The organism is Streptomyces alanosinicus (genome assembly GCF_014650595.1).
Lineage (GTDB): Bacteria > Actinomycetota > Actinomycetes > Streptomycetales > Streptomycetaceae > Streptomyces > Streptomyces alanosinicus.
The window spans coordinates 1-13,097 of record NZ_BMVG01000078.1; the positions used below are offsets into that span (position 1 = coordinate 1).

At 72.7% G+C, this 13,097-nt stretch carries 2 protein-coding genes; both read left to right on the forward strand.

Translation table 11 applies throughout. The features are described 5' to 3' along the window. The coding region (locus IE277_RS45505) for a type I polyketide synthase (RefSeq protein ID WP_189959863.1) at positions 1–8,835 on the forward strand (8,835 nt) is incomplete at its 5' end. 76 nt (positions 8,836–8,911) lie between these two features. Continuing rightward, the coding region (locus IE277_RS45510) for a type I polyketide synthase (RefSeq protein WP_189959864.1) at positions 8,912–13,097 on the forward strand (4,186 nt) is incomplete at its 3' end.

Genomic DNA, 13,097 nt, shown 5'->3' on the forward strand with positions numbered 1-13,097 from the left:
GTGTTGGCGGTGCCTGTGGGGGAGTCGGCGTGGCGGCTGGATGTGGTGGAGAAGGGGACGCTGGAGGGGTTGGGCCTGCGGGCGGTTCCGGAGGTGGCGGATGCGGAGTTGGTGGCGGGGCAGGTTCGGGTTGCTGTCCGTGCGGCGGGTGTGAATTTCCGTGATGTGCTGAACGCGCTCGGTATGTATCCGGGGGATGCGAAGGACTTCGGTCTGGAGGGTGCGGGTGTGGTGACCGGGGTCGGGCCGGGTGTGTCCGGGCTGGCGGTCGGTGACCGGGTGTTCGGGATGTTCTCGGGTGCGTTCGGGCCGGTGGCGGTGGCGGATGCGCGGACGGTGGCGCGGGTTCCGGCGGGGTGGTCGTTCGCGCAGGCGGCGTCGGTGCCGATCGTGTTCCTGACTGCGTATCACGCGCTGACCGAGCTGGGTGGGGTGCGGGTCGGGGAGTCGGTGCTGGTGCATGCGGCGGCTGGTGGTGTGGGGATGGCTGCCACGCAGCTGGCGCGGTATTTGGGTGCTGAGGTGTTCGGTACGGCGAGCGCGGGCAAGTGGGACACGCTGCGGGAGCTGGGTCTGGATGATGCGCATATCGCGTCGTCCCGGGACACGGAGTTCGAGGGAGTGTTCCTGGCGGCGACCGGTGGTCGTGGCATGGATGTCGTGCTGGACTCGCTGGCGGGTGAGTTCGTGGATGCGTCGCTGCGGTTGCTGCCGCGTGGTGGGCGTTTCCTGGAGATGGGCAAGACCGATGTCCGGGATGCGGATGTGGTGGCTGCCGAGCATGCGGGTGTGGTGTATCGGGCGTTCGATCTGATGGATGTGGCGGCGGAGCGGATCGGGCAGATGCTGGCCGAGCTGGTTGCGCTGTTCGAGGCGGGTGTGCTCAAGCCGCTTCCGGTGACGTGCTGGGATGTGCGGCGGGCCCCGGAGGCGTTCCGGTATCTGTCGCAGGCGCGGCATGTGGGCAAGGTGGTCCTGACGGTCCCGGTGCCGCTGGATCCGGACGGCACGGTGTTGGTGACCGGTGGTACGGGTGGTCTGGGTGCGCTGGTGGCCCGGCATCTGGTGACCGAGTACGGTATCCGGCATCTGTTGCTGGCCAGCCGACGCGGCCTGGAGGCTCCGGGCGCTGGTGAACTCGTGGCCGAACTCACTGGGTTGGGCGCGCAGGTCGAGGTGGCGGCGGTGGATGTCGCCGACCGCGATCAGGTGGCTGCCATGGTGGACACCGTTTCCGTCGACCACCCGTTGACCGCTGTGGTGCACACGGCCGGTGTCCTGGACGACGGTGTGCTCTCCTCCCTCACCCCGGAGCGCCTGGCGAAGGTCATGCGTCCGAAGGCCGACGCGACGGTCCACCTGCACGAGCTGACCCGCGACGCAGACCTGTCCGCGTTCGTCGTCTTCTCGTCGGTCATGGGGACGTTCGGCGGCGCGGGCCAGGCCAACTACGCGGCTGCCAACGCCTTCCTGGACGCCTTCGCCGTCACACGCCGTTCCTCCGGCCTGCCGGCGACCGCGCTGGCGTGGGGACCGTGGGCGCCCGGCGCGGGCATGACCACCGAGCTGACCGAGGCGGACCTGCGGCGCATGGCCCGCGGCGGCATGCAGCCGCTCGCCCCCGAACAAGCCCTGGGGCTCCTCGACGTTGCGCTGGAGCGGGGCGCCGGGCTGGAGCGGGCCGCAGTGTTGCCGATCGACCTCGATCTCGCGGGGCTGCGTCGGCGGGCGGCGGAGGAGGTTCCCGCGCTGCTGCGTGCCCTGGTCCGTGTTCGGGCCCGTCGCAAGGCCGAGGCCGCTACCGGAGCCCACCGACAGGACGTGAAGACACAGTTGGCGGCGGCCCTGCCGGCCGACCGTGACCGACTCCTGTCCGACCTGGTGCGCGGCGCAGCGGCGGCCGTGCTCGGCCATGCCTCGGCCGCCGACATCGAGGCAGACCGCACCTTCGATGACCTGGGCTTCGACTCCCTCACCTCGGTCGATCTGTGCAACCGTCTGAACGCCGCCACCGGCATGCGGCTGCCCACCACCCTGATCTTCGACTACCCGACGCCCAGCGCCCTGGTGCGGCACATCAGGACGGAGCTCCTCGGCGGCGAGGAACCGAGTGCGTCCGCCCTGCGGCCCGCGCCGACGAGCACGTCCGATGATCCGGTGGTGATCGTGGGGATGGCGTGCCGGTTCCCGGGTGGGGTGGGTTCGCCGGAGGAGTTGTGGCGGCTGGTCAGTGAGGGCGGGGACGCGATCGGTGGGTTCCCGTCGGATCGTGGCTGGGATCTGGAGGGTCTTTACGATCCGGAGCCGGGCACGGCGGGCCGGGTGTATGTGCGTGAGGGTGGTTTCCTCTACGACGCGTCGGAGTTCGATGCGGGGTTGTTCGGTATTTCGCCGCGTGAGGCGTTGGCGATGGATCCGCAGCAGCGGTTGCTGTTGGAGACGTCGTGGGAGGTGCTGGAGCGGGCCGGTATTGCCCCGGGCACGCTGCGCGGCAGCCGTACCGGCGTCTTCACCGGCGCCATGGCGCAGGACTACGGCTCCGTCCTCCGCTCGGGCGAGCTCGACTCCGGCGGGTACCTCATGACTGGGAACACCGGCAGCGTGGCGTCGGGGCGTATTGCGTACACGTACGGTTTCGAGGGTCCTGCGGTGACGGTGGACACGGCGTGTTCGTCGTCGCTGGTCGCCCTTCACCTGGCCGCGCAGGCGCTGCGCTCCGGTGAGTGCGATCTGGCACTGGCCGGTGGTGTGACGGTCATGTCGACCCCGGAGACCTTCCTTGAGTTCTCGCGGCAGCGGGGGCTGGCGGTGGATGGTCGGTGCAAGGCGTTCTCGGACGGCGCGGATGGTACGGCGTGGTCGGAGGGTGTGGGTCTGCTGCTGGTGGAGCGGCTGTCGGACGCCCGGCGCAACGGGCACCGGGTGCTGGCGGTGGTCGCGGGGTCGGCGGTGAACCAGGACGGTGCGAGCAATGGTCTGACGGCGCCGAATGGTCCGTCGCAGCAGCGGGTGATCCGGCAGGCGCTGGCCGGTGCCGGGCTGAAGCCGGCCGACGTGGACGTGGTGGAGGCGCATGGCACGGGGACGCCGCTGGGTGACCCGATCGAGGCGCAGGCGCTGCTGGCCACCTACGGCCAGGACCGTCAACAGCCCCTCTGGCTGGGGTCGTTGAAGTCCAACATCGGCCACACGCAGGCGGCTGCCGGTGTCGGTGGTGTGATCAAGATGGTGATGGCGATGCGGTACGGGGTGCTGCCGCGCACCCTCCACGCCGACGAGCCGTCCTCGCACGTCGACTGGACGGCGGGCGACATCGAGTTGCTGACGGAGGCAGTGGAGTGGCCCGAGACGGGTCGTCCCCGTCGAGGGGGTGTGTCGTCCTTCGGTATCAGCGGCACCAACGCCCACGTCATCCTCGAAGAAGCGAACGAACCGACCCCCACTGCCGCACTCGACGACACCGCCACTGCCGAGACAGACGACCATAACGTCCTCCTTCCCCTGTCCGGCGCGGAGCACGGAGCGCTGCGGGGTCAGGCGGAGCGGCTGGTGGCGTGGCTGTCGTCGGATTCGGGGCTGTCGCATCGTGATGTCGCGCTGTCGTTGGCGACGACGCGTTCAGCGTTGGAGCATCGTGCCGTGGTCGTGGCCGCCGACCGGGAGCAGGCCCTGAGTGGTCTGCGGGCAGTGGCCGAGCAGGAGTCCGTGGGGCATGTGGTCACCGGCTCTGCGGTGTCCGGGGGCGGTCGTACGGCGTTCCTGTTCGCGGGGCAGGGTTCCCAACGGCTGGGTATGGGCCGGGAGCTGTATGAGACGTACCCGGTCTTCGCGGCCGCCTTCGACGCGATCGACGCGGAACTCCCGTTCAGCCTGCGGGAGGTCGTCTTCGGCGAGGACGCCGACCGCCTGAACCGTACGGAGTACGCGCAGCCCGCCCTGTTCGCCCTGGAGGTCGCCCTCTTCCGGCTGCTGGAGTCGTGGGGTGTGCACCCGGACGTCGTGCTCGGTCACTCCATCGGTGAGATCGTGGCCGCGCATGTGGCGGGGGTGTGGTCGCTGGCCGACGCGGCCCGTCTGGTGGCGGCGCGGGGCCGGCTGATGCAGGCGCTCCCGGTTGGAGGGGCGATGGTGTCGCTCCAGGCGTCCGAGGACGAGGTCCTGCCCCTGCTCACCGGCCGCGAGGCCGAGGCCGGCATCGCCGCTGTCAACGGCGCGGAGGCAACCGTCGTCGCGGGCACCGAAGCGGCCGTCGACGAGATCGCCGCACACTTCCGGGGTCTCGACCGCAAGGCGACCCGGCTGCGGGTCAGCCACGCCTTCCACTCTCCGCTGATGGAGCCCATGCTCGCCGAGTTCCGGAGCGTCGCGGAAAGCCTCACGTACGAGGCGCCGCGGATGACCGTGGTCTCGGCGCTCACCGGAGACCACGCCGACGCCGCCGACCTCATGACGCCCGACTACTGGGTGCGGCACGTCCGGCACGCCGTGCGGTTCGCCGACGGCGTCCGTCGGGTCCGTGCGGAAGGCGTGGGTAACTGGCTGGAGTTGGGCCCCGACGGCACGCTTACCGCGCTGGCCCGGGCCGAGGCCGGTGCCGACCCCGCCGAACGGGAACTCTTCGTACCGGCGCTGCGCAAGGACCGCGACGAGTCCGGGACCCTGCTGTACGCCGTGGCCGCTCTGTACACCCGCGGCAGCGACCTGCGCTGGCCGCAGGTGTTCACCGGCACCGGTGCCCGCCGCGTCGACCTGCCGACGTACGCCTTCCAGCGGCAGCACTTCTGGCCGGGCGCCCCGCGCGTCACGGCGGGCGACGCCGCCGGGCTCGGGCTCACGGCTTCCGGGCATCCGCTGCTCGGCGCCGAAGTCGCCCTGGCGGAAGGGGAGGGGGCCCTCTTCACCGGCAGGCTCTCTCTCAAGACCCATCCCTGGCTGCGGGACCATGTCGTCGCGGGTGCCGTCCTCTTCCCGGCCACCGGCTTCCTGGAACTGGCGCTTCAGGCCGGTCTCGGGGTCGGCTGCGGACGGGTCGCGGACCTGACGCTGGAGACGCCGCTGGTCCTGCCGGAGCGGGGTGGCGTACGCGTCCAGGTCGCCGTCGGGGGCCCGGACGAATCGGGGCGGCGTACCGTGTCGCTCTACTCGCGGGGCGACACCACCGAGGCCGCGGCCGAGCGCTGGACACGCCATGCCACCGGCATCCTCGACGCCGGGAGCTCGGAGAACGCGGAGAGCGCGGAGAGCGCCGAGGACGCGGACCGCGTCAGCGGGACCCATGACCTGGAGAACTGGCCGCCCACCGACGCGGCCCCCGTCTCTCTCAGCGGCTTCTACGAGCGGCTGGTGGCTGAGGGATACGCCTACGGCCCGGTGTTCCAGGGCCTGAGCGCCGTCTGGCGGCGGGGCGACCATGTCTACGCCGAGGTCCGGCTGCCCGTCGACCAGCACAGCGAGGCCGGGCGTCACGGCCTTCACCCGGCTCTGCTGGACGCGACCCTGCACGCTTGGCTCGCCGCCGGGCGGACGGCGTCGGACCGCCCCGGCGACTCCGGTGACTCTGCCGGCGTGCGGCTGCCGTTCTCGTGGAGCGGTGCCTCGCTGGCGGCGGTGGGCGCGTCCGCGGTGCGGGTGCGGCTGTCGCCGGTGGACGAGGACACCCTCACCCTCACCATCGCCGACGCCGAGGGCCGTGCCGTGGCCCATGTCGACGCGCTCACCCTGCGCGAGGTGAGCAGGGACGCCCTGGCACCCGCCGGCGGCGACCCTGCCGGGGCGCGGGACGCGCTGTTCCGGGTGGACTGGAGAGCGCTGCCCGCACCGTCCGGTTCCCTCCCCGACCGGGCCCAGAGCTGGGCCGTCGTCGGGTCCGGGACCGCCGGGCTTCCCGAAGCCCCGGCCGGTCACTACCCCGATCTCACGGCGCTGGCCGACGCCGTCGCCGCCGGAACGCCCCTTCCCGCTACGGTGCTTGCCGCCTGCGGCCCGTCCCTGGCAGAGGGACCGGCGGCGCTGCCGGACACGGCCGGAACCGGTGCTTCGCAGACCGTGGAAGCCACCAGGGCAGCGTTGCACCACGTCCTCTCCCTCATACAGAACTGGCTGGCCGACGAGCGCTTCGGCGCCGCCAGGCTGGTGCTGGTGACACGGGGCGCCGTACCCGCCGACGACGAGCGGGCGCTCATCGACCCGGTGGCCGCCTCCGTCTGGGGGCTCGTCCGCTCCGCGCAGTCGGAGCACCCCGGCCGCCTGGTCCTGCTCGACCTCGCGCCCGAGACACGTACCTCCGCCGACCAGGCCACGTCCGCCGACCAGGTCACCCCCACCGACCCGGCGCCCGCCCTGGCCACCGGCGAGCCGCAACTCGCCGTGCGCGGTGGTGTCGCCCACGTGCCGCGCCTGGCCCCGGCCGGCACCGGTGGCGCACTGCTCCCGCCGCCCGGTGAACCCCTGTGGCGGCTCGACGTCACCACGCCCGGCACCCTCGACAGCCTGGCCCTGGTCGGCTGCCCCGAGGCCGGCGGACCGCTCGCTCCCGGCGAGGTACGCGTGGCGATACGGGCCACCGGCGTCAACTTCCGCGACGTACTGGTCTGCCTGGGCATGCTCGACCGCGAAGTACCCGGCCGCGAGGGCGCGGGTGTGGTCCTGGAGACCGGCCCGGGTGTCACCGGCCTCGCCGTCGGCGACCGGGTGCTCGGACTGTTCTCCGGGGCGTACGGGCCGGTCGCGGTGACCGACCACCGGCTGCTGACCCGGCAGCCCGACGACTGGTCCTTCACCGAGGCCGCTGCGGCGCCCATCGTCTTCCTCAGCGCCTACCACGGCCTGGTGGACCTGGCCGACCTGCGGCCCGGCGAGTCCGTCCTCGTCCACGCGGGCACCGGCGGCGTCGGCATGGCCGCCGTACAACTCGCCCGGCACCTGGGCGCCGAGGTGTTCGCCACCGCCGCTCCCGCCAAGTGGGACACACTGCGGGCGATGGGCCTGGACGACGACCACATCGCGTCCTCGCGCGATGCGGCCTTCGAGGAGAAGTTCCTGCGCGTGACCCAGGGACGCGGCATGGACGTCGTCCTCAACTCCCTTGCCCGGGAACTGATCGACGCCTCCTTCCGCCTGCTGCCGCGCGGCGGCCGCTTCATCGAGATGGGCAAGACCGACCTGCGCGACGCGCAGACCGTCGCCGCGCAGCACCCCGGCGTCGGGTACCGGGCGTTCGACCTCAGGGACGTCGACCCCGACCACACCGCCGAGATGCTCACGAACGTGCTCGCACTGTTCGAACAGCGGGCGCTGCGTCCGCTTCCGGTCACCACCTGGGACGTACGGCGCGCTCCGGAGGCATTCCGCCACCTGAGCCAGGCCCGGCACACCGGCAAGATCGTCCTCACCGTTCCCGAGGTGCCGATCGACCTCGCCCGCACCCCGGTCGAGGACGGAGGCACCGGGTCCTCCGCGGCCACCCGAACCCACGGCACCGTCCTGGTCACCGGCGGCACCGGCACCCTCGGCGCCCTGTTCGCCCGGCACCTGGTGACCCGCCACGGCGTCCGTCATCTGCTGCTGACCAGCCGCAGCGGCTCGGGCGCCCCGGGCGCCGCCGAGCTCGCCGCGGAACTGACCGGGCTGGGTGCCACCGTCACCGTCGCCGCGTGCGACATCGCCGACCGGGACGCCCTGGCCGGACTGCTGGCCCAGATCCCCGCCGAGCGTCCGCTCACCGCTGTCATCCACGCGGCCGGTGTCCTCGACGACGGTGTCCTCGACGCCATGACGCCGGACCGCGTCGACCGTGTCCTGCGGCCCAAGGCCGAGGCCGCGTGGAACCTGCACGAGCTGACCCGCGACCTGAACCTGTCCGCGTTCGTCCTCTTCTCCTCCGTGGCCGCCACCTTCGGCAGCCAGGGGCAGGCCAACTACGCCGCCGCCAACGCCGTCCTCGACACCCTGGCCCAGCACCGCAGGGCCCAGGGGCTGCCCGCACTCTCCCTGGCCTGGGGCCTGTGGGACACCGACGACGGCATGGCGGGAACCCTCGGAGCCGCCGACCTCCGGCGCATCGGCCGCATGGGCCTCGCCCCGCTGCCGGCCGAGGAGGGCCTGGCCCTGTTCGACACGGCTCTCGCCGCCGACCAGGCACTGCTGCTGCCCACCCGTCTCGACCTGGCCGGACTGGAACGCCGCGGCGCCGAACCGCCCGCCCTGCTGAAGGCGCTGGCCCGGACCCCGGTCCGGCGGGCCGCCACCGACACCCCTGGTGCCACCGCAGGCACACCGGGCGGCGGCAGCGGTACGACGCAGTCCTTCACCGAGCAGCTGACTCCGCTGTCCGCGGAAGAACGGGAACAGGCCGCTCTGGACCTGGTCCGCACCCACACCGCGGCCGTCCTCGGGCACTCCGACCCCGAAACGGTCGACGCCGACCGGCCGTTCAAGTCGCTGGGCTTCGACTCGCTCACCGCGGTCGAGATGCGCAACCGGCTCGGTGCGGCCACCGGGCTCACCCTGCGGGCCACGCTGGTCTTCAGCTACCCGACACCCGCCGTCCTCGCCCGCCACCTGCTCGAACAGTGCGCACCGCACCAGGCACAACCCGCGGACGTCCTGCTCGCGGAACTCGACAGACTCGAATCCGCCATGGCCGATGTGGACCGTGCCGCCGACGGCGCGACGGCCGACGCCGGACTGAGCGACAAGGTGACCGCCCGACTCCGGGAACTGCTGACCCGGTGGGCAGGCGGCGCGGACGACACGACCTCGGCCGGCACCGGACTCGAATCCGCGACGGACGACGAGATGTTCGACCTCATCAACAACGAGCTGGGCATTTCCTGACCCCGACCGACCCCGGACCGCTCAGGACCCGACGTCTGTGGACCCCCTCGGGGCTCCTCCTAGGAAGTGGCATCGAATGGCGAGCAACGAAGAGAAGCTGCGGGACTACCTCAAACTGGTCACGGCCGACCTTCGTCAGACACGCAAGCGTCTGCAGGACATCGAGGAACAGCAGCGGGAACCCGTCGCGATCGTGGCGATGGGCTGCCGTTTCCCCCACGGGGCCGACACCCCCGAGGCCATGTGGCAGCTCCTGGCCTCCGGCACCGACGCCGTCACCCCGTTCCCGGCCGACCGCGGCTGGGACCTGGAGGCGCTCTACGACCCGGACCCCGACCGGCCCGGCACCTCGTACGTCCGCGAGGGCGGCTTCCTGCACGACGCCCCGCTGTTCGACGCCGAGTTCTTCGAGATCTCGCCGCGCGAGGCCCAGGCCATGGACCCGCAGCAGCGGCTGCTACTGGAGACCGCCTGGGAGACCGTGGAACGCGCGGGCATCGTCCCCGCCTCCCTGCGCGGATCGGGCACCGGCGTGTTCGTCGGCGCCATCGCCCAGGACTACCAGCCGCGCTCCCACGACTCACAGGCCGACCTCGGCGGCCACCTGCTCACCGGCAGCACCACCAGCGTCGCCTCCGGCCGCATCGCCTACTCCTTCGGCCTCGAAGGGCCCGCGGTCACGGTCGACACGGCCTGCTCGTCGTCGCTGGTGGCACTCCACCTCGCCGTACGGTCCCTGCGCTCCGGCGAATGCGACCTGGCCCTGAGCGGCGGCGTGACCGTCATGTCCGGACCCGAGATGTTCGTCGACTTCGGGCGCCAGCGTGCCCTCGCCGCCGACGGCCGGTGCAAGGCGTTCTCCGCCGCGGCGAGCGGCTTCGGACCCGCCGAGGGCGTCGGCATGCTGCTCCTGGAACGCCTTTCCGACGCCCGCCGCAACGGCCACCCCGTACTCGCCGTGATCCGCGGCAGCGCCGTCAACCAGGACGGCGCCTCCAACGGCCTCACCGCCCCCAACGGCCTCGCCCAGGAACGGGTCATCCGCGCGGCCCTGGCCGACGCCGGCCTGAGCGCCGGGGACATCGACGCCATCGAGGCCCACGGCACCGGCACCCCGCTCGGCGACCCCATCGAGGCGGAGGCGCTGGTCGCCACCTACGGCGCCGCGCGTCCCGAGGACCGGCCCCTGTGGCTCGGCTCGGTGAAGTCCAACATCGGACACACCCAGGCGGCCGCCGGTGTCGCCGGCATCATCAAGCTGGTGCTGGCCATGCGCCACGGCCTGCTGCCCCGCACCCTGCACGCCGACGAGCCCTCCCAGCACATCGACTGGACGGCCGCCGACCTCCGCCTGCTCACCAGCGAACAGCCGTGGGCCCGCGACGACGACCGGCCCCGCCGCGGCGCCGTCTCCTCCTTCGGAATCAGCGGCACCAACGCCCACATGATCGTCGAAGAGGCCCCCGCGCCCGGCTCGCCCGACCCGACGGACGAGGCGAACGAGACGGACGAGGCGCTCGCGAACGCCGCGCCCCAGGCCGGCCCGCAGCAGTCGACGGGCGAACACCCCCTGCCCTGGGTGCTCTCCGCCCGCAGCCGCGCCGCACTGACCGCACAGGCCGCACGTCTGCTCAAGCACCTCGACGGCGAGCCCCACCCGGACCCGGCCCGTATCGGCCGCGCCCTCGCCACGACCCGCTCCACCTTCGAACACCGCGCTGTGGTCACCGGCCGTACCCTCGACGACCTGCGCACCGGCCTCACCGCCCTCGCCGCCGACGAACCCCACCCCACCACCGTCACGGGCTCCGTCCGGCCCGGCGGCCGGCTGGCCGTGCTGTTCTCCGGCCAGGGCTCGCAACGGCTCGGCATGGGCCGGGAGCTGTACGAGACGTATCCCGTCTTCGCCGCCGCCTTCGACGCGATCGACGCGGAACTCCCGTTCGCGCTGCGGGAGGTCGTCTTCGGCGAGGACGCCGACCGCCTGAACCGTACGGAGTACGCGCAGCCCGCCCTGTTCGCCCTGGAGGTCGCCCTCTTCCGGCTGCTGGAGTCCTGGGGCGTGCGCCCGGACGTCCTGATGGGCCATTCGGTGGGCGAGATCGCCGCCGCGCACGTGGCCGGAGTGTGGTCCCTGGCCGACGCCTGCCGCCTGGTGGCGGCCCGCGGTCGGCTCATGCAGGCGCTCCCGTCCGGCGGTGCGATGGTCGCGCTCCAGGCCACCGAGGACGAGGTGCTGCCGCTGCTCGACGACGAGGTGGGCCCCGCCGCGGTCAACGGGCCGCAGTCGGTGGTGATTTCCGGTGCGGCCGCGGCCGTCGAGCGGGTGGCCGCCCACTTCCGGGCCCAGGACCGCAAGGCCACGCCCCTGCGGGTCAGCCACGCCTTCCACTCCCCGCTGATGGAACCGATGCTCGACGACTTCCGGGCCGTCGCCGAGACCCTCACCTACAGCTCCCCGCGTACCGCGGTGATCTCCAACGTCACCGGCCGCCCGGCCGAGCCCGGCGAACTGACCTCCCCCGACTACTGGGTGCGGCACGTCCGCCGGCCGGTCCGCTTCGCCGACGGGGTCCGGGCCCTGGCGGAACGCAAGGCCGGACGGCTGCTGGAGCTGGGCCCCGACGGACAGCTGACGGCCCTGGCCCAGACCTGCCTGGACGACGGCTCCCCTCACTTCGCCACCGCCCTGCGCAAGGACCGCCCCGAACCGGAGAGCCAGCTCGCCGCTCTCGCCCAGCTCTACGTCGGCGGCCTTCCGGTCCACTGGGAGACGGCGTTCTCCCAGGACCCGTCCGACGGCCCCGAGCAGGAACCGGTCCACCTGCCGACGTACGCCTTCCAGCGACGCCGCTTCTGGTCCCGCGACACGGGCAGCTCGACGCTCGGGGATCTGGGTGCGGTGGGCCTGGGATCGGCGGAGCATCCGCTGCTGGGTGCCGCGGTGGAACTGGCCGGCGCCGACGGGCTGCTGCTGACGGGGCGTCTGTCGTTGGCCACGCAGGAGTGGCTGCGGGATCACGTGATCGCCGGCGTGGCCGTGTTTCCGGGGACCGGTTTCCTGGAGCTGGCGCTGCGGGCCGGTGAGCAGGCCGACTGCGACCGGGTGGAGGACCTGACGATCGCGGCGCCGCTGGCGGTGCCCGAGCGGGGAGGGGTCCGGATCCAGGTGCGAGTGGGTGCGGCGGACGACGCCGGCCGACGCCCACTGGAGATCCACTCCCGTGCCGAGGAGGCCCTCGGCACCGATCCGTGGACCCTCCATGTGACCGGTGCGCTGTCCGCGCCCGCGGAAGTGCCGGTCGCCGACCGCTTCGACTTCGGTGTGTGGCCGCCGCGGGACGCGGTGGCGGAGCCGGTCGAGGGTGCGTACGAGCGTTTCGCCGCGCTGGGGCTGTCGTACGGTCCGGCGTTCCAGGGGCTGCGCGGTGTGTGGCGGCGCGGCGAGGAGGTGTTCGCCGAGGTCGGCCTGTCGGAGGAGCAGGAGGGGGTCGCCGACCGGTTCGGTGCGCATCCGGCGTTGGTGGACGCCGCGTTGCACGGGGTGATGTTCACGTCGGCGTTCGGGGACGGGCGGGCGCGGTTGCCGTTCTCGTGGGCGGGGGTGTCGCTGTGGGCGTCGGGTGCGCGTGCGTTGCGGGTGCGGATGGTGCCGGTGGGGCCGGACGCGGTCGCGTTGGAACTGGCCGATCCGACCGGCGGTCCGGTCGCCTCGGTGGAGTCACTGATGCTGCGGGAGACATCCGGCGACCTCGCGACCACCGATGCCGGCCCCATGGACGGCCTCTTCCAGCTCGACTGGGCGAAGGTCCCCACCAGTTCGGGCGCGGGCCAGGTGCCGACGGTCGTCGGCACCGCTCTGCCGGGACCGGACGAGACCGTTCCCGCCGATGTGCTCATCCGGGTCGAACGCCCGACCGACGGCACCGACGAGGCCGCACACGAGGTGACTACTCGTGTCCTTGGCCTGGCCCGGGAGTGGCTGGCGGAGGAGCGGTTCGAGGGTGCGCGTCTGGTGGTGGTGACCGAGGGGGCTGTGGCGCTCGATGAGCGGGTTGTGGATCCGGCTCTGGCGGCGGTGTGGGGTCTGGTGCGGGCGGCTCGGGCGGAGAATCCGGGGCGGTTCGCGTTGCTGGATGTGGATGGTGCGGACGAGTCCTGGGCCGTGGTGACGGCCGCGCTCGCCTCCGGTGAGCCCGAAGTGGCGGTGCGTGGTGGCATGGTCTACGCGCCCCGTCTGGGGCGGGCCGTGTCGGGTGCGG